This window comes from Pseudomonas sp. 58 R 12 (assembly GCF_900005865.1).
Taxonomy (GTDB): domain Bacteria; phylum Pseudomonadota; class Gammaproteobacteria; order Pseudomonadales; family Pseudomonadaceae; genus Aquipseudomonas; species Aquipseudomonas tritici.
The window spans coordinates 58,092-75,400 of record NZ_CVTP01000019.1 but is presented as its reverse complement, the minus strand read 5'-3'; the positions used below and the strand labels follow the sequence as shown (position 1 = coordinate 75,400).

General features: G+C 59.8%; 22 protein-coding genes. 12 read left to right on the top strand and 10 right to left on the bottom strand.

Going from position 1 to position 17,309, the window contains the following annotated elements; all coding sequences use genetic code 11:
- The first annotated feature begins 24 nt into the window (after nt 1-24).
- Nucleotides 25-993 (top strand): L,D-transpeptidase family protein, encoded by a 969-nt coding sequence (locus BFP95_RS16005; protein WP_065872739.1) that lies wholly within the window; start codon nt 25-27, stop codon nt 991-993.
- A gap of 134 nt (nt 994-1,127) precedes the next feature.
- Here BFP95_RS16005 and oprI read toward each other — a convergent pair whose 3' ends face one another.
- Nucleotides 1,128-1,379, bottom strand: coding sequence for an outer membrane lipoprotei OprI (gene oprI / locus BFP95_RS16000; protein WP_003172710.1), 252 nt, complete (start codon nt 1,377-1,379; stop codon nt 1,128-1,130).
- A gap of 612 nt (nt 1,380-1,991) precedes the next feature.
- Here oprI and BFP95_RS15995 point away from each other — a divergent pair.
- Nucleotides 1,992-2,273, top strand: a complete 282-nt coding sequence (locus BFP95_RS15995; protein WP_049709309.1) for a GNAT family N-acetyltransferase — start codon at nt 1,992-1,994, stop codon at nt 2,271-2,273.
- A gap of 64 nt (nt 2,274-2,337) precedes the next feature.
- Here the strand turns inward: BFP95_RS15995 and BFP95_RS15990 are convergent, their stop codons facing one another.
- Nucleotides 2,338-3,414, bottom strand: a complete 1,077-nt coding sequence (locus BFP95_RS15990) for a 3-deoxy-7-phosphoheptulonate synthase (protein ID WP_016975370.1) — start codon at nt 3,412-3,414, stop codon at nt 2,338-2,340.
- A 131-nt stretch (nt 3,415-3,545) separates the two neighbouring features.
- Complete coding sequence (locus tag BFP95_RS15985) at nt 3,546-3,980, bottom strand: PilZ domain-containing protein (protein ID WP_065882417.1); 435 nt, start codon at nt 3,978-3,980, stop codon at nt 3,546-3,548.
- On the opposite strand from BFP95_RS15985, the gene BFP95_RS15980 reads away from it, so the two are divergent.
- The 5 genes from BFP95_RS15980 to cysB all read left to right on the top strand — a co-directional run bounded on the left by BFP95_RS15980 (nt 3,979) and on the right by cysB (nt 7,887).
- A complete protein-coding gene (locus tag BFP95_RS15980) occupies nt 3,979-4,365 on the top strand; it encodes a thioredoxin (protein ID WP_065872737.1) in 387 nt (128 codons plus the stop codon). The genes BFP95_RS15985 and BFP95_RS15980 overlap by 2 nt on opposite strands.
- Complete coding sequence (locus BFP95_RS15975) at nt 4,362-5,315, top strand: putative 2-dehydropantoate 2-reductase (protein ID WP_065882419.1); 954 nt, start codon at nt 4,362-4,364, stop codon at nt 5,313-5,315. Before BFP95_RS15980 ends, BFP95_RS15975 begins: the two co-directional genes overlap by 4 nt.
- Nucleotides 5,316-5,330: 15 nt before the next feature.
- Nucleotides 5,331-6,236: a 5'-nucleotidase gene (locus tag BFP95_RS15970; RefSeq protein ID WP_065910398.1), complete on the top strand. Its 906-nt coding sequence runs from the start codon at nt 5,331-5,333 to the stop codon at nt 6,234-6,236.
- Nucleotides 6,237-6,308: 72 nt separating this feature from the next.
- Nucleotides 6,309-6,809 (top strand): universal stress protein, encoded by a 501-nt coding sequence (locus BFP95_RS15965; protein WP_049709304.1) that lies wholly within the window; start codon nt 6,309-6,311, stop codon nt 6,807-6,809.
- Nucleotides 6,810-6,912: 103 nt separating this feature from the next.
- A complete protein-coding gene (gene cysB / locus BFP95_RS15960) occupies nt 6,913-7,887 on the top strand; it encodes an HTH-type transcriptional regulator CysB (protein WP_012722988.1) in 975 nt (324 codons plus the stop codon).
- Nucleotides 7,888-7,892: 5 nt separating this feature from the next.
- Here the strand turns inward: cysB and BFP95_RS15955 are convergent, their stop codons facing one another.
- Complete coding sequence (locus BFP95_RS15955) at nt 7,893-8,375, bottom strand: GreA/GreB family elongation factor (protein ID WP_065872734.1); 483 nt, start codon at nt 8,373-8,375, stop codon at nt 7,893-7,895.
- A 5-nt stretch (nt 8,376-8,380) separates the two neighbouring features.
- The gene (locus tag BFP95_RS15950) at nt 8,381-8,749 is read right to left on the bottom strand and encodes a hypothetical protein (RefSeq protein ID WP_065872733.1); all 369 of its coding nucleotides are present in this window, start codon (nt 8,747-8,749) and stop codon (nt 8,381-8,383) included.
- A gap of 132 nt (nt 8,750-8,881) precedes the next feature.
- Between BFP95_RS15950 and earP the strand changes: the two genes are divergently transcribed.
- Together earP and BFP95_RS15940 are read left to right on the top strand one after the other, a co-directional pair.
- On the top strand, nt 8,882-10,015 hold the full coding sequence (gene earP / locus BFP95_RS15945; protein ID WP_065882420.1) for an elongation factor P maturation arginine rhamnosyltransferase EarP: 1,134 nt from the start codon (nt 8,882-8,884) through the stop codon (nt 10,013-10,015).
- Between the two features lie 49 nt (nt 10,016-10,064).
- Nucleotides 10,065-10,637 carry an elongation factor P gene (locus tag BFP95_RS15940; protein WP_065872731.1) on the top strand — a complete coding sequence of 191 codons (573 nt, stop codon included), beginning with the start codon at nt 10,065-10,067 and terminating at the stop codon, nt 10,635-10,637.
- A gap of 68 nt (nt 10,638-10,705) precedes the next feature.
- Here the strand turns inward: BFP95_RS15940 and BFP95_RS15935 are convergent, their stop codons facing one another.
- The 4 genes from BFP95_RS15935 to BFP95_RS15920 form a co-directional block, all read right to left on the bottom strand.
- The gene (locus tag BFP95_RS15935) at nt 10,706-11,722 is read right to left on the bottom strand and encodes an alpha/beta hydrolase (RefSeq protein ID WP_083224225.1); all 1,017 of its coding nucleotides are present in this window, start codon (nt 11,720-11,722) and stop codon (nt 10,706-10,708) included.
- Between the two features lie 27 nt (nt 11,723-11,749).
- Nucleotides 11,750-12,169: an organic hydroperoxide resistance protein gene (locus tag BFP95_RS15930; protein WP_010211852.1), complete on the bottom strand. Its 420-nt coding sequence runs from the start codon at nt 12,167-12,169 to the stop codon at nt 11,750-11,752.
- Between the two features lie 263 nt (nt 12,170-12,432).
- Complete coding sequence (locus tag BFP95_RS15925) at nt 12,433-12,885, bottom strand: MarR family winged helix-turn-helix transcriptional regulator (protein WP_065872730.1); 453 nt, start codon at nt 12,883-12,885, stop codon at nt 12,433-12,435.
- Nucleotides 12,886-12,965: 80 nt separating this feature from the next.
- Complete coding sequence (locus BFP95_RS15920; RefSeq protein WP_049709297.1) at nt 12,966-13,916, bottom strand: LysR family transcriptional regulator; 951 nt, start codon at nt 13,914-13,916, stop codon at nt 12,966-12,968.
- Between the two features lie 109 nt (nt 13,917-14,025).
- Here BFP95_RS15920 and BFP95_RS15915 point away from each other — a divergent pair, with 109 nt between their 5' ends.
- A complete protein-coding gene (locus BFP95_RS15915) occupies nt 14,026-14,775 on the top strand; it encodes a sulfite exporter TauE/SafE family protein (RefSeq protein ID WP_065872729.1) in 750 nt (249 codons plus the stop codon).
- On the opposite strand, the gene BFP95_RS15910 is transcribed toward BFP95_RS15915, so the two are convergent.
- Nucleotides 14,765-15,646 (bottom strand): LysR family transcriptional regulator, encoded by an 882-nt coding sequence (locus tag BFP95_RS15910; RefSeq protein ID WP_065882422.1) that lies wholly within the window; start codon nt 15,644-15,646, stop codon nt 14,765-14,767. The two genes, BFP95_RS15915 and BFP95_RS15910, sit on opposite strands and share 11 nt — an antisense overlap.
- A gap of 70 nt (nt 15,647-15,716) precedes the next feature.
- Here BFP95_RS15910 and BFP95_RS15905 point away from each other — a divergent pair, with 70 nt between their 5' ends.
- Both BFP95_RS15905 and BFP95_RS15900 read left to right on the top strand, forming a co-directional pair.
- Nucleotides 15,717-15,923, top strand: coding sequence for a DUF1127 domain-containing protein (locus BFP95_RS15905; protein ID WP_065872727.1), 207 nt, complete (start codon nt 15,717-15,719; stop codon nt 15,921-15,923).
- Nucleotides 15,924-15,968: 45 nt separating this feature from the next.
- Complete coding sequence (locus tag BFP95_RS15900) at nt 15,969-17,198, top strand: winged helix-turn-helix domain-containing protein (RefSeq protein WP_065909907.1); 1,230 nt, start codon at nt 15,969-15,971, stop codon at nt 17,196-17,198.
- Nucleotides 17,199-17,309: the final 111 nt, after the last annotated feature.

Sequence of the window (17,309 nt, the reverse complement as noted above, 5' to 3'; positions counted from 1 at the left end):
GTCGTTCTGCGAAGGATTTTCCGGATGTTGTCGCGCCTTTCCGTCGTCACCTGCTGCCTGTCTCTCGCTGCACTCTGTGCGGCTGGTTCTGCGTCAGCTTTGCAGTTGCCCTTGCCACCGCCGGGTGAAGACATCGTCGGTCAGGTCCAGGTGATCAAGGCCAAGTACGAAGACACTTTTGCCGACCTGGGCACCACCTATGACCTGGGCTATTCTGAGATGGTCGCGGCCAACCCGGGTGTGGATGCCTGGTTGCCGGGGGCGGGCACCGAGATCGTGCTGCCGACGCGGTTCATCCTGCCGCCGGGCCCGCGCGAAGGTATTGTGATCAACCTGGCGGAGTACCGGCTCTACTACTTCCCCAAGGGCCAGAACGTGGTCTACACCTTCCCGCTGGGCATTGGCCGTGAAGGCTGGGGTTCGCCTATCGCCCATACCAGCATCATTGCCAAAACGCCGAACCCGACCTGGACGCCGCCCGCCTCGATCAAGGCCGAGCACGCTGCCAACGGTGACCCGCTGCCCAACGTGGTGCCGGCCGGCCCGGACAACCCCTTGGGCCCGTTCAAGTTCACCCTGGGCACGCCGGGTTACCTGATCCACGGCTCCAACGCGAAGTTCGGCATCGGCACCCGTACCAGCCACGGCTGCTTCCGTATGTTCAACAACAACGTGCTGGAGATGGCCGGCATGGTGCCGGTGGGCACGTCGGTGCGCATCATCAACGATGCCTACAAGTTCGGCGCCAGCGGCGGCAAGGTCTACCTTGAAGCACATACCCCATTGAACGACGACGGTACGCCGTCGGTGGTGGACAAGCACACGGCGGTGATCAACGCCTTGCTCAAGCGTGAGGACCTGTCCAATCAGTTGCGCGTGAACTGGGACCAGGTGCGGGATGTGGTGGCGGCAGAAGATGGTTTGCCGACGGAAATCGGCGTGCCGGGCCCGGCACCGATCGCCTCCAGCGCGCCGATCGACCTGCAGCAATAAGGCGTTCGTTCAAAAGCCCGTCAAGGCCTTGCGCCTCGGCGGGCTTTTTATTGCGCGTTATTCAGGTATAAATCCCAGGCAATAAAAAAGCCGACCCATAAATGGATCGGCTTGATAACAACCCCGAAGGATTATTACTTGCGGCTAGCTTTTTCAAGCATACGCAGTGCGCGCTCGTTAGCTTCGTCAGCAGTCTGTTGTGCTTTTTGAGCAGCAGCCAGAGCTTCATCAGCTTTACGGTAGGCTTCGTCTGCACGAGCCTGGGAGCGAGCTGCTGCGTCTTCAGTTGCAGTCAGACGAGCTTCGGTTTCTTTGGAGACGCTGCTGCAACCGGTAGCCAGAACTGCGGCCAGAGCCAGAGCAGAGAATTTCAGAACGTTGTTCATCGTGTTCCCCTTCAAGGACTTTCTATTAGATGGCTAGTTCGCCCAGAGTGAGCTAATAGCCGGCGTACATACTACCCATTACTTGTAGTAAGTAAACTGACGTAGCGCAAGAAGCAAAAAAAATTCTCGTGCCGAATCTATTTTGGCTAACCTTTTGAAGGTTTGTATAAAAAGCGTCCAATTTTTTTCAATCAGGCGACAATTGGATCCAGGCTGGAAGGGCCGTCCCGCATGCGTTAAGCCCTGTAAACAGATGAAAATTTATATATACAGCTGACACTTTCGTTCAGCACGGCTTTGTGTTGCCCGGCATCTTTTGCGCATGTAGAGGTGACTTTAAGAGCGTCTGTTCGTCTCAAGGTTCAACTGCCGGCAATGTACAGGCTTTCGATCATCGGTTGATCGAGGCTTTTTCTATATCCACCAGCGGCAGGGGATGACAGGTGCGCCTTGAGCAATCGCAGGATTGGTGCCTACTATTCCCTACGTGCTGGTTGTGAGCGCTCAGGGTTTTCTCGTTGTCGGAACCGGCACGGGGTGGCGTAGATGTTCCTTCGCCGGAAAAACATCGGTAAGGTAGGGGTCAGAAACCAAGACCCGCGAGGAGTAGTGATGAGCGAGGCGTTGTCCATCCACCATGACCAGGCTGGTCATCAGTTCGAGACCAATGTGGACGGTCATCGTGCCTATCTGACCTATATGGACCTCGGCAAACAGACCCTGGATATCTATCGGACCTTTGTGCCCAACGCACTGCGGGGCCGTGGTATTGCGGCGGCATTGACCGAGGAAGCCTTGAAGTTCGCCGAACAGGCAGGCTATACGGTGATCCCGTCCTGCTCCTACGTTGAACGCTACATGGAGCGCCACCAGCGCCATGCCGCGAAGCTCTAAGGCATAAATAGCACCATAAAAAACGCCGGGCTCAGCCCGGCGTTTTTGTGTGCGCAGTGTTGTGTCAGGTGCGTTTGCGTTTCGGCAATACGTCCTTGAGCTTGGCGTGCATGCTGCGCAGGGTGTTTTCAGTGGCGGCCCAATCGATGCAGGCATCAGTGATCGACACGCCGTATTGCAAGTCGGCCAGGTCTTTTGGAATCGCCTGGCAACCCCAGTTCAGGTGGCTCTCGACCATCAGGCCGATGATCGACTGGTTGCCTTCGAGGATCTGGTTGGCGACGTTTTCCATCACCAGCGGTTGCAGGGCCGGGTCCTTGTTGGAGTTGGCGTGGCTGCAGTCGACCATGATGTTCGGCTTGATCTTGGCCTTGTTCAGCGCCTGTTCGCACAGCGCAACGCTGACCGAATCATAGTTGGGCTTGCCGTTGCCGCCGCGCAGCACCACGTGGCCGTAGGCGTTGCCCTTGGTGGTGACGATGGACACGCCACCTTCCTGGTTGATACCCAGGAAACGGTGCGGGCTGGAGACCGATTGCAGCGCGTTGATCGCCACGGTCAGGCCACCGTCGGTGCCGTTCTTGAAGCCCACGGCCGAGGAAAGGCCGGACGCCATTTCTCGGTGAGTCTGGGATTCAGTGGTGCGTGCGCCGATGGCCGACCAACTGATCAGATCCTGCAGGTACTGCGGGGAGATCGGGTCCAGGGCTTCAGTGGCGGTGGGCAGGCCCATTTCAGCCAGGTCCAGCAGCAATTGACGACCGATGTGCAGGCCATCCTGGATCTTGAACGAGTCGTCCAGGTACGGATCGTTGATCAAGCCTTTCCAGCCGACGGTGGTACGCGGTTTTTCGAAATAGACGCGCATCACCAGATACAGGGTGTCGGATACTTCCGCCGCCAGTACTTTGAGGCGCTCGGCGTACTCGTGGGCAGCCTTGAGGTCATGGATCGAGCAGGGCCCGATGACGACAAACAGGCGGTGGTCGGTGCCGTCGAGAATGTCACGGATGACTTCGCGGCCCTTGGTGACGGTCTGCAGGGCAGCGTCGCTCAAAGGGATTTCGCGCTTGAGCTGATCAGGTGTGATCAGGGTCTCGTTGGATTCGACGTTTAGGTCATTGATCGGTAAATCAGCCATCGTGTTACTCGTCAGGGTCACGGGTGCCGGCCGCCAGCCATCCCCGTGCGGCGGAGCACAGCATGATTTGGATGCAGGGGGAAGGAACCTTAGCGCGTAACACGGGCCCGCGACAATGGGCAAAGCCCGCTTTAATCCAGCGCTGGCGCCACAAACGCCTCATGAGAGAACTCGCAGGCATGGCGCGATACCCACTCGCGGGCCAATGCTTCGAATTGCTGGGCGGTGGGTTCTGCGTCTTCGTGCTGGCGGCAATAGCGCTCTATCCGGCATGCTTGCTCACCCATTCGCGCACCGAACAGTGCATGTTCATCGGTAAACGAGACACCGACGCGGTAGCCGTTTTCCACCTTGCGGCACCACGCCACATAGCCCGGATAACGCGCGCTGGCGCCCAGGGAAGGGATGTGCAGATCAACCGCCGTGCCCTCGCGCCAGGCGCGTGGCCAATCGCAGGCAACACCGCCCAGGCCGATAGTGTGCAGGCGTTGGCGGGGGATGGCAGGAGAGGGGCGTTGGATTAACTCGACAGCGACATCATCAGGGTGAGGTAAAAAACGACCCATGTACACGGACTCCGAGCACCGTCCAGTTGACGGCGGCAGCAGCAGTATAGTGAAGGAACTGGAATTGACCGACCTGGATATTGACCAGCAATTGCTGGGATTGCCAGGTATTTCGCTTGTCGTGTTCACAAGCGTAGGGTGTTCCAGTTGCCGTTGGGCGCGCCAGCAATTACCAGGCTGGCCGTTGCCGCTGGACCGGGTGTGCTGGGTGGATGCCGGGCACAACGGCGGCGCGGTCGAACGCTACCAGATCTTTCATTTGCCGGCGTTGTTCGTGGTGTGCGAGGGTCAATTCCTCGGACAATTACAGACGCGTCTTACACCTTCTGACCTTGCTGACTCTATAAAACATGCGCTTACCCGCACTCCAGAGGATCTGCCATGACCGCACAATCACCCCGCATTGGCATCATCGGCACCGGCGCCATCGGTGGTTTCTACGGTTTGATGCTGGCACGCGCCGGTTTTGATGTGCACTTCCTGTTGCGCAGTGAGTACGCAGCGGTCAGCGAGCACGGCCTGCACCTCAACAGCACCGTGCATGGCCCCTTGCACCTGCACCCGGTGCAGGCCTACGCCCGGGCTGCCGATATGCCGCCGTGCGACTGGCTTCTGGTGGGCACCAAGTCCACCGGCAACGTCGACCTGGCCCCGACCATCGCCCAGGTTGCGGCGCCGGATGCCAAGGTGGTGTTGCTGCAAAATGGCCTCGATGTGGAAGACAGCCTGCGCGAGCACCTGCCCGCATCACTGCATTTGCTCGGCGGCCTGTGTTACATCGGCGTGCATCGTTCTGCCCCCGGCGTTATCGAGCATCAGGCGTTGGGCCGGGTCAACCTGGGTTATCACAGTGGCACGGCGGCCAATGATGAAACCCGCCAAAAGGCGATCGTCGAAGCCGGCGCCGCGTTGTTTCACAAGGCGGGCATTGAGTCCCAGGCCATGGCGAATGTGCATCAGGCCCGTTGGCATAAGTTGGTGTGGAACGTGCCCTACAACGGCCTCTCGGTATTATTGGGCGCGGGCACCACGGCGATGATGGCGGATGAATCCAGCCGCGAGCTGATTCAGGCGTTGATGGCCGAAGTGGTACAAGGCGCCCACGCCTGCGGCCATGAAATCCCCAAGAGTTACGCTGAGCAGATGTTCGCCATGACCGAAACGATGGTCGACTACCTGCCGAGCATGTACCACGACCACGTGCACAAACGCCCGCTTGAACTGGCGGCGATCTATGCCCGGCCACTCGCCGCGGCAAAAGCTGCCGGTTGCGAACTGCCGCGGATGCAGGCGCTGTACCAGGCCTTGAGTTTTATTGATCGGCATAACCGCTGAGCCGGGGGACACACCATGGCAAAGGGATTGGGCGACAAACTGGTGCTGGCGATCTCGTCGCGCGCCCTGTTCGACCTGAGCGACAGCCACAAGGTCTACCTCGCCCAAGGCGTCGAGGCCTACCGCAAATACCAGATCGAACACGAAGAAGAAATCCTCGAGACCGGCGATGCCTTCCCGCTGGTCAAGAAACTGCTGAGTCTTAACGCCAGCCTGGGCCGTGCCCGGGTCGAAGTGGTGCTGGTGTCGCGCAACAGTGCCGATACCGGCCTGCGGGTGTTCAACTCGATCCAGCATTACGGCCTGGACATTTCCCGCGCCGCTTTCGTGGGCGGGCGTAGTCCTTATCCTTATTTGGCGGCGTTTGGCTGCCATCTGTTTCTGTCGACCCATGCTGAAGATGTGCGCAGTGCCTTGGACGCCGGTTTCGCGGCGGCGACGATTTTATCCGGCGGTCCAAACCGGGCCTCCAGCGAAGAGCTGCGCATCGCCTTCGACGGTGACGCCGTGTTGTTTTCCGATGAGTCGGAGCGTGTGTACCAGGCTGGGGGGGTGGAAGCGTTCCAGGCCAACGAGCGGGAGTCGGCGCGCCAGCCTTTGCACGGCGGTCCTTTCAAGGGTTTTTTGGCGGCGCTCAACCTGCTGCAGCGCGAGTTTCCCGATGAGTCCTGCCCGATCCGTACGGCCTTGGTCACCGCGCGCTCGGCGCCGTCGCACGAGCGAGTGATTCGCACCTTGCGTGAGTGGGATATCCGCCTGGACGAGTCGTTGTTCCTCGGCGGCCTGGAAAAATCCGCGTTTCTGGAGGCGTTTGCTGCCGATGTGTTTTTCGATGACCAGGCCGGGCATTGCGAGAAAGCCAGGGAGTTTGTAGCGACCGGGCATGTGCCCCATGGCATCAGTAATGAGGTGAAGATCTAAGCTAATCGTATTCGCCCGGGCACTGCTAAGCTCATTTCATCTCCGCCATCCTGGCAGTTCCGGGGGGGTTCTATGATTCGTTCGATGCTGTACGCCACGGACCTCGGTCTGTACGCGCCTTATGTGATGCAGCACGCGCTGGCGCTGGCCCGAACGTTCAAGGCAGATTTGTATGTGATTCACGTGGTCGAGCCCATCGGGTTGTTCGCCGAATCGGTGTTACAGAGCTACCTTGATGAGAAGGCCCTGAGTGAATGGCAGAGTCAGGGGCTGACCACGGTGATGGCGACGATTGAGCAGCGGGTACTGGACAGTTTTCGCGAGGAGTTGGGGGAAGGGGAGCAAGACCTGAAGTTGATCCGCTCGGTACGGGTGATCCAGGGGGACCCGTGCGAGGTGATACTCGACCAGTTGCGCAAACTGTCCGTGGACTTGTTGATTGTAGGCAGTCATAGCCACGCGATCGCGGCGGCCACCCCGTTGGGGCGGACCGCTGCACGGGTGCTGCAGTTGTCTACGGTGCCGGTGTACCTGGTGCCTTCGTTACAACGTCGACGCAGTGATGATGCGTGATGGGTAAAAACGATAAAAAGTTCTAGATTTATCCATCAAACCTTTAATATAGTTATATACCGTCGCTGATACCCGTGGCGTCTATCTGCTTTGAGGGACACATATGAAGCTTCAACAACTGCGCTACATCTGGGAAGTGGCGCACCACGACCTCAACGTTTCCGCTACCGCTCAAAGCCTGTACACCTCGCAACCTGGTATCAGCAAGCAGATCCGCCTGCTCGAAGATGAGTTGGGCGTCGAAGTGTTCGCCCGCAGCGGCAAGCACCTCACCCGTGTCACCCCGGCCGGTGAACGCATCATCACCACCGCTGGCGAGATCCTGCGCAAAGTCGAAAGCATCAAGCAGATCGCCCAGGAATTCTCCAACGAAAAGAAGGGTACCCTGTCCATCGCCACCACCCACACCCAGGCTCGTTATGCGTTGCCGCCGGTGATCCGTGATTTCATCAAGCAATACCCGGACGTGGCCCTGCACATGCACCAGGGTTCGCCGATGCAGATCGCCGAGATGGCCGCTGACGGCACCGTCGATTTCGCCATCGCCACCGAAGCCCTGGAGCTGTTCGGGGACCTGGTGATGATGCCGTGCTATCGCTGGAACCGCTGCGTGGTCGTGCCGCAAGGTCACCCGTTGGCCAAGCTGCCGAAACTGACCCTGGAAGCCCTGGCTGAATACCCGATCGTGACCTACGTATTCGGTTTTACCGGCCGTTCCAAGCTCGACGAAGCCTTCAGCCATCGTGGCCTAACGCCGAAAGTGGTGTTCACTGCGGCCGACGCCGACGTGATCAAGACTTACGTGCGCCTGGGCCTGGGCGTCGGTATCGTCGCCAAGATGGCGGTCGACACGGCCCTCGACAAAGACTTGGTAGTGCTTGATGCGAGCGAGCTGTTCGAGTCGAGTGTGACCAAGATAGGTTTCCGTCGCGGCACTTTCCTGCGTGGTTTCATGTGCGATTTCATCGAGAAGTTTGCGCCCCACCTGACCCGTGAAGTCATGGCCAAGGCGATCCAGTGCCACAACAAGCAGGAACTGGAAGAGCTGTTCGACGGCGTTGAACTGCCCGTTCACTGAGTGGTTTATTTGGCCTCGGTAACCGTAAACAGTTGCCGAGCGCCTGCCACCAGAATCTCCACCTCATCACCTTCAAACTTGCCCAGCAGGCTGTTGCCCAGCGGCGAGCGCGGGGTGATGACGGTCACCGGTTGCCCGACCACGTCCACTTTCAAACCCGCCGCGTCCGGCGCCAGGAACAGCCACTGCTGGCGACCGTTCTCATCATCCAGGCCCAGTAGCGCGCCGATTTCTATGCCCCGCTGATCATCGTAGGCACGCAGTGCCATGTTCTGGCACAGCGCCAGCGACTGCTTGATTTCCTCGACACGCTTGGCTTGCCCGGCTGCCAGGTAGGAAGCCTCCAGCCCCAGAGTGTCGTATTTGTTTTCGGCGATGTTTTCTTCGTGGGTCGCAGTTTCGTAGGCGGTCTGCGCGGCCCGTTGGGCAATGTCGAGGTCGACGCTGAGCTTTTCCAGGACCAACTGGTGGACGGCGTGTTTATTCATAGTGATCAATCGCAGAATTGCAGGACATTGGCCCGAGTCTTTTCGTTGGGAGCGTTCTGGTCTTGTTGCAGCCAGAACTGGCATTTGGGGTTGGACAGGTTGCGTGCATTGTTGCGGGCCTGATCCAGGGCTTGCTGCTGTTCCTGCTTCTGCAGGTTCTGCTGGTATTGCTCGAACAGGCGGTTCGGCGGTTCAGGTTCCACAACCGCAGGCTTGCCCAATTGCTGGACCGCCTGGGCCACCGGCGCCAAGCTCTGCGGGAACAGATAGCGCGAAGCCAGCCAAGTGGTCAGCACGATGGCGATAAACCCCAGCCACACGCCAAACGCGATAGAGACACTGAGCTTGAGCAGCGAGAACGAACGATCAGACATGGCGGCCTCCTGGCAGGCATTTGCGGCGTGGCGGCGATTGTCGCACAGCCGCTGTGCAGAATAATCGCGATCAAGCCTTCTGCATCGGTGCATTTATGCGGACAATCGAGCCTTTGATCGTTGGAGCCCGGAATGAAAGCCCGCTGGGATATTTTTTGCAGCGTCGTCGACAACTACGGCGACATCGGCGTGACCTGGCGCCTGGCCCGGCAATTGGTGGCGGAGCACGCTTGCGCTGTGCGTTTGTGGGTCGATGACCTGCGTGCCTTCGAACGCATGTGCCCGGAAATTGATGTGCAGCAAGACCTGCAATGGCAGGAAGGCGTCGAAGTGTGCCATTGGCCGGCCGAGTGGGTGGGGGCGCCTGCGGCGGACGTAGTGATCGCCGCCTTCGCCTGTCAGTTACCGCCCGACTATATGGAAGCCATGGCCGAACGCGAGCGTACGCCGTTATGGATGAACCTGGATTACCTCAGCGCGGAAGACTGGGTAGTGGGGTGTCACCGGTTGCCTTCGGTGAAATTCAAAGGCGTGCAGAAGTACTTCTTCTTTCCCGGGTTTCGTCCCGGCACCGGAGGCTTGCTGCGCGAGGCGGGTCTGCTGGAGCAGCGTCGGGCCTTTCAGCAGGATGCCAGCGCGCAGCGAGATTTCCTGCAAGCCTTGGGCATATTTCCCGCAGCCGATGCGCGGCTGATCTCACTGTTTGCCTACGAAAATGCCGGGCTGGCCAGTTGGCTGGACGTGTTATCGACGGATGGGCGTGCCACTCATCTGTTGGTTCCGGAGGGCCGTATTCTGGGTGATGTGCAGCGCTGGCTGGGCCTGGACCGGCTGGCAGCGGGGGACATCCAGCAACGCGGAGCGCTGACGGTGCAGGTCATCGCGTTCGTACGCCAAGAGCAATATGACCACCTGCTGTGGTGCTGCGACTTCAATGCCGTACGCGGCGAAGACTCGTTCGTGCGCGCCCAATGGGCCGGCCGGCCGTTGCTGTGGCACATCTATCGCCAGGACGAAGACATCCATCTCGACAAGCTCGATGCCTTCCTGGAGCTGTACACGGCCGGCTTATCAGCGGCGGCAAAGGCTGCCTTTATCGGGCTCTGGCAAGCCTGGAACACGGAGGGCGATATGGCACAACCGTGGAAAATGCTGCTGGAACACGGGTCGGAGGTGAGCCAGCACGCCGAAACATGGTGTCTGGAACAGGGCTTGCAGGCCGATCTTGCGACGGCGCTGGTGAAGTTTTATGAAAGTTGGATATGATACGCCACCTTGAATTTTGTAAATCCCATCCAAATTTCGGATATATGCAATGAAAACTGGTAAAGAACTGAAACCCGGTACAGTGATCCGTCTCGAAAACGACCCTTGGCTGGTTCAGAAAGCTGAGTTCACCAAGTCTGGTCGTAACAGCGCAATCATGAAGACCAAGCTGAAGAACCTGCTGACCGGTTACAAGACCGAGATCGTCTACAGCGCCGATGACAAACTGGACGACGTGATCCTCGACCGCAAAGAAGCGACCCTGTCCTTCATCAGCGGCGACACCTACACGTTCATGGACACCACCGACTACACCATGTACGAGCTGAACGCTGAAGATATCGAAGCCGTTCTGCCGTTCATCGAGGAAGGCATGGAAGACGTTTGCGAAGCTATTTTCTTCGAAGAGCGCCTGGTTTCCGTAGAGCTGCCGACCACCATCGTGCGTAAAGTGGCCTACACCGAAGGTTCCGCTCGCGGCGACACTTCCGGCAAGGTGATGAAGCCTGCCAAGCTGAGCAACGGTACCGAACTGCAAGTGGCCGATTTCATCGAAATCGACGACATGATCGAAATCGATACCCGCGAAGGCGGTTCGTACAAAGGTCGCGCCAAGAAGTAATTCTGGCCCAGCCGATACGAAAAAAAGCCCGACCTTGTGTCGGGCTTTTTCGTGGGCGTCGTACTGACTTACTTCAGGTGTTGCTTCAGTTCGTCCGACGCTTGCAGCAGGGCTGAGCGCACCGCTGGTACCTGGCTGACCACATTGAGCAAACCGTAGTCGTGGATCATGCCGTTGTAGCGCACGGCAGTTACCGGCACACCGGCTGCATCCAGTTTGCGGGCATAGGCCTCGCCTTCATCACGCAGCACATCGGCGCCGGCCGTCTGGATCAGCGCGGGCGGCAAGCCTTTGAGCTGAGCAGGGGTGGCCCGCAGCGGCGAGGCGTAGACCTCGGCGCGCTGGTTGGCGTCGGTGGTGTAGTTGTCCCAGAACCACTTCATCATATTGCGGGTGAGGAAGTGCCCTTCGGCATACTGGTCGTAGGACCCCGTGTCGAAGCTGGCGTCGGTCACCGGCCACAGCAGCAGCTGGAATTTGATGGCTGGCGTGCCCTTGTCCTTGGCCATCAGGCTGACCACGGCCGCCATATTGCCGCCGACACTGTTGCCCGCTACCGCCAGGCGCTTGCCATCGACATTGATCTCTTTGCCATGCTCGGCCACCCATTTAGTGGCGCCGTAGGCCTGGTTGATCGCCACCGGATAGTGCGCTTGCGGCGAAGGCGTGTAGTTGACGAACACCGCCACCGCACCTGAGCCCGCCACCAAATCCCGCACCAGGCGTTCGTGAGTCGGGTAATCCCCCAGCACCCAGCCGCCACCGTGGAAGAACATGAACACCGGCAATGTGCCCTTGACCCCGGCCGGACGCACGATGGTCAGGTCCAGCGGCTTACCATCGACCTGAATGGTCTTCTGGCTCACTTCCGCCTTGGGTAAGGTCAGCTTCACACCGGCCTGGGCGCCAGTGAGTACGGCACGGGCGTCCTTTGGCGTCAGTTGCTCTATTGGTTTACCGGTGCCGGCGTTCAACGCATCCAGGAAGGCCTGGGTGTTGTGTTCCACATCACCCGTCGCAGCAAAGGCATTGGTGATAGACAGGGCGAGCAGGGTACCGGTGAGCGCTTTACCAATTGTGTTCATGTCGTTCTCCAGGGGCGGCCAAGGTCATCAGACGGTCACGTGCAGGCGCACATCGACGTTGCCACGGGTGGCGTTGGAGTACGGGCAGACTTGGTGAGCCGCGTCGACCAGGCTTTGCGCGTCGTCCTGAGCCAGGCCCGGCAGGCTGATGTGCAGGTCGATATCCAGGCCGAAACCACCGGGGATCTGGCCGATGCCGACGTGGGCAGTGATCGAGGCGTCATCCGGGATTTTGCGTTTGGTCTGGCTGGCGACGAATTTCAGCGCGCCGATAAAGCAGGCCGAGTAGCCGGCAGCGAACAGTTGTTCAGGGTTAGTGGCCTGGCCACCGGCACCGCCGAGTTCTTTGGGGGTGGAGAGTTTGACGTCGAGGATGTTGTCGTTGGAAACAGCACGACCATCACGGCCGCCGGTGGCGGTGGCTACTGCGGTATAGAGCGTTTGCATGGTGTTGTCCTCTTGGGTTGTAGCGCTAAATGTTTGTGCGCTAAGTAGTTGGTGAGGCGAATGTATAGCGCTAATGTTTAGCGCGCAAGCTAAATTTATAAAAAAGTTTGCATTGAGTAGTTTTCTGACGCGCCACAAAACCAAATGTGGGAGCTGGCTTGCCTGCGATAGCGGTGGGTCAGTCAATGCTGCTGTGACTGATAGACCGCTATCGCAGGCAAGCCAGCTCCCACATTTAGATATTGGGTGGCTGGTCTAGCGCGTTAGATGCTGGCTTGCAGGTTGGTGCGCAACGCAATCAAATCGCCTTGCAGCTTGCGCAACTGGTCCAATTCCAAGCCGCTGGCGCCAAGAATGCACTGAGGTATCCCCATGGCCTTGTCCTGCAACGCCCGGCCGGCGTCGGTCAATTCCACCACGACCACGCGCTCATCTTCACGGCTGCGTGTACGGCTGAGCAGGCCTTCGACCTCCAGGCGCTTGAGCAGCGGAGTGAGGGAGCCCGGATCGGTCAGCAGGCGGCTGCTGATTTCGCCGACGGTCAAACCGTCCTCTTCCCACAGCACCATCATCGCCAGGTACTGCGGATAGGTCAGGCCCAGGGCCTGCAACAAAGGCTTGTAGACCTTGGTCATCAACAGCGAGGTGGAGTGCAGGGCGAAGCACAGCTGGTTGTCCAGCATCAGCGATTCGCACGGATCAGGGTTTTTGCTCATGGCGGTGCCTCGAAAAAACGTGTCTGGGCTGGAATCTAGCGGGCAAATCTTTAATGCGCCAGATAATTCTGTCCGGGTGGTCAGACCAAGCCGCTTTGCAATGCCAGGTCCCAGGGCGGTACTGGGCTGAAACGGGTTTTGAGGTATTCCAGCAGCAAGCGGCTACGTGCATTGGGTTGCTGCTCCAGGCGCAGCGCATAGATCCCGGTGGTCTCGGGGCTGGGCAAGCCGTTTTCGCAAAACAACGGTAACAGCTCGCCGCGCACCAAGTACTCACTGGCGAGCCATGTGGGCAGATGGGCAATACCCAGCCCCGCCAGTGCGCCGGACAGCAAGGCTTCAGCGTTGTTGGCGCTCATGCGGATGCGCTGCGGGCGATAGGTCGCGCGGCGCCCATCCAGCTCAAAGCGCCAGGCGAACATCGGCGCCAAGCCATCCCAGTCCAGCCCGTCGTGTTCGCTTAGCTCGCGAGGATGCAGCGGCGTGCCACGGCTTTTCAGATAGGCCGGGCTGGCGCAGGCGATGCGTACGATGCTCGCCAGGGGCGTGGCGATCAGCCGGGTATCGACGATATGCCCGGCGCGCAGCACCAGATCGACCTTGCCCAGGTGCGCGCCCTGCATATCCACAAAGCTGTCGATCAAATGCAGGTGCACATCCAGCCCCGGATACACATTGAGGAAATCTGCAATCACCGGCGCCAGATGCCGTCGTCCAAACGCTGCCGGCGCATCCACGCGAATCAAGCCTTCCGGCGCATGGCTGAGGGACACCGCTTCGGCGCGCGCCAATTGCAACTCGCTGACAATCCGTCGCGCCCGCTCGGCAAACGCCAGGCCTGCCGGGGTCGGCACTACCGCGTGGGTGCTGCGCTGGAACAGGCGGCTGCCCACTGAGCTTTCCAGGCTGTCGATGCGCCGTGCCACCGCTGAGGGCGTCAGCGGGTGGCGACGTGCGGCGGCGGAAAAGCTGCCGGTCTCCAGTACATCGAGAAACAGGCCCAGCTGATCGGTCAAGGTATTCGGGTTCATGACTCAAACGCTTATGCGAGATTGGCACAGCCATTGTGCGTTGCTATGCGTTTCCACGCCATAGCCGACTGCGTAGCATGCAAGGCCTGGGATTGAGGAGTAACGCGCAGTGTTGGATTTAGTGATGTATTTGATCTTGGGCGCGGCCCTCGGCACGGTGGGCGGCCTGTTTGGCATTGGTGGCGGGCTGATTGCGATTCCGGTGCTCGGCGTATTGTTCGGCCTGGACCAGCAGTTGGCCCAAGGCACGGCGCTGGTCATGGTGGTGCCCAACGTGATGCTTGCGCTGTGGCGCTATCACCAACGCAACCGCATCGAACTGCGGCATGCGCTGCCGTTGGGGATCATGGGCTTCAGTTTTGCCTGGCTCGGTTCGATCTGGGCGGTGGGCCTGGATGCGGGGGCGATGCGCATCGGCTTTATCGTCTTTCTGATGGTGCTGGCGGCCTATAACCTGCTGCGCATGTTCACCCGCAACGCACCCCCGACTGCACAGATGCGTTACTCCTGGCCCTGGCTGGGCGTACTGGGTGCGGCGTCGGGCTCTATGGGCGGCCTGTTTGGCGTGGGGGGCGCGGTGGTCGCCACGCCGGTACTCACCAGCGTGTTTGGCACCAGCCAAGTGGTCGCGCAAGGATTGTCGCTGGCCTTGGCGCTGCCCAGCACCGGCGTAACGCTGGTGACCTACGCCTGGCACCAGGAAGTGGACTGGATGATCGGCGTGCCGTTGGCCGTCGGCGGCTTGCTCAGTATCAGTTGGGGTGTGAAGGTGGCGCATGCGCTGCCGGAGCGCGTGCTGCGCGGCTTGTTCTGTGGCTTCCTGGTGGTGTGCGCGGTGATGCTGACCTTTAAAGTCTGAAACCTTCGAGGATGTAGTCCGCCAGGCATTCGGTGATGGGCGAATTCATCTGTGGGTTGCGCAACAGGTGCAGGTTCATCGACGGCAGTGGCGGCAGGCCCTCGTCCTTGCCAAGCACGCGCAGGTCATCAGTCACCAGGCTTTCCATGCTGACCATCATCGCCAGGCCGGCGTTGACCACCGCCTGGATCGCCGCCACGTTGGAGCTGTGATAGGCCAGGCGATAATCCCGCCCGGCCGCCTCCAGTGCCGAGCGTGCCCACTGGGTGTAAAGACAATCGGCACCGGACATCGCCAGTGGCAGGGCCTCATGCTCGTCCGTGCAAAAGCATGGCGCCGCCGCCCACACCATGCGTTCTGTGCGCAACAGTTCACCGATTTCATTGCCTGGCTCGCGACTGACAACGGTCAACGCCAAATCACGGCGCTGCATCAGCACTGGTGAGGATTCGCAGTGCATCTCGATCTGGATCAGCGGATAGGCCTTGGAAAACTGCTTGAGAATCCCTGGCAGGAAACGCATCACGTAGTCATCTGGCGTGCCGATGCGCACCAAGCCCACCATGTGCGGCTCACGCAGGGTGTTGAACACCTCGCTGTGCAGTTTCAGGATGCGCCGTGCATACCCCAGCAACACCTGGCCTTCGGGTGTGAGCCGTACCTGCCGACCATCACGCTCGAACAGCTTGCGCTGCAACACGTCTTCTTCCAGGCGCTTCATCTGCATGCTCACCGCCGACTGGGTGCGGTTGACCAATTCCCCGGCGCGGGTGAAACCGCCCTGATCGGCGATGGCGACGAAGGTGCGCAGCACTTCTGTGTCGATGCTTGGAAAACTGGACAAATGATCAATCTCTGAGATGTATTGCATAAGAAACATTCGTTGGATTGATCATAAGCCCGAGCACACACTTGCGCCATCCCCACTGGAGGGCGAGAAGATGAAAGGTCAAAGAGGTTTTGTAGTGCTGGTGAAACGTCCATTTTCCGGGCTGTTTCACAAGATTTCCCGTTGGCAGGTGGTGCACGAGGAGCGGCAGATGCTGGCAACCTTGAGCGATGAGGCGCTCAAGGACATCGGGCTCAATCGCGGCGACGTAGAGCAGGAGCGACACCTGCATTTCTGGCAAGACCCGCTGCGAAAATGATCGCTGATGCAGTAGGGTGTTCGGTGAGTCCACACGGAGAACCTCATGCCCGCCGACCTGTCTTTTTCACTTAAGCAAGCTCGACGCATGGCGCTGGTGGCCCAAGGTTTTTCCGGACGCCAGGCGCCTGCGCTGATTAAGGCTACGCATCTCAACCGGATGATTGAGCGCCTCGGCGTGTTGCAGATCGACTCGGTGAACGCCGTGGTGCGCTCGCATTACCTGCCGCTGTTTTCCCGATTGGGCAATTACTCCCCTTTGCTCCTTGAGCAGGCGGCCTGGAGCCAGGGCCGGCGGCGTTCGTTGTTCGAATACTGGGGGCATGAGGCGTCACTATTGCCGCTGGCGCTTTACCCGTTGATGCGCTGGCGCATGGTACGGGCGCAGCAGGGGCAGGGTATCTATTCACAGATGGCGCGTTTTGGTCGGGAGCAGCAGGCCACGATCCAGCGCGTTTTGCGCACGGTCGAGCAACAGGGCGCATTGGGTGCCGGCAGCCTCTCGACGCGTGAGGAGCGCGCCGGCCTTTGGTGGGACTGGAGCGATGAGAAACACGCGCTGGAATGGTTGTTTGCGGCCGGCCTGGTGACGGTTGCTGGCCGACGTGGCTTTGAGCGTCTCTACGATTTGCCGGAGCGGGTCATTCCCAGCGCTGTCCTACAAACCTCTGTGACTGAGGCCGAAGCCCAGCGCGGCTTGCTGCTGCACAGCGCCACGGCGTTGGGCGTGGGCACCGAGAAGGACCTGCGCGATTACTTCCGTCTCGATCCTGCCGACAGCCGCAATCGCCTCGCCGAACTGGTGGAACACGGCCGACTGCAGGTTTGCCAGGTACAAGGTTGGAAACAACCGGCCTACTGCCTGCCCGAACCCAAAGTGCCGCGCAACGTCACGGCCAGCGCATTGCTGTCGCCATTCGATTCGTTGATCTGGGAACGCAGCCGCACCGAGCGCTTGTTCGATTTCCGTTACCGCTTGGAGATCTACACGCCACAGGACAAACGCGTCTACGGCTATTACGTGCTGCCGTTTTTGCGCAACGAACGGATCGCCGCGCGCATCGACTTGCGCGCCGAGCGCGCCAATGGTCGTTTGGCGGTGCATGCGGTGCATGAGGAGGCGCCGGGGCTTGATGAGGAGGGGATGTTGGCGCTGGCGCTGAACCTGCGGCAGATGGCTGATTGGCTGGGACTTGAACAGGTCCAGCTCAATTGCCGACGGCCGAGTGCCGACCGGTTAAGGGCGGCAATGATGACTATGGATATTGGCCTATAGGGCCCCATCGCGGGCAAGTCGAATCGTCGCACCGCCGCTCCCACATTTGGAGCGCATTCCCCTGTGGGATCCGGGCTTGCCCGCGATGGCGTCGGCTCAGTCGACAAAAAT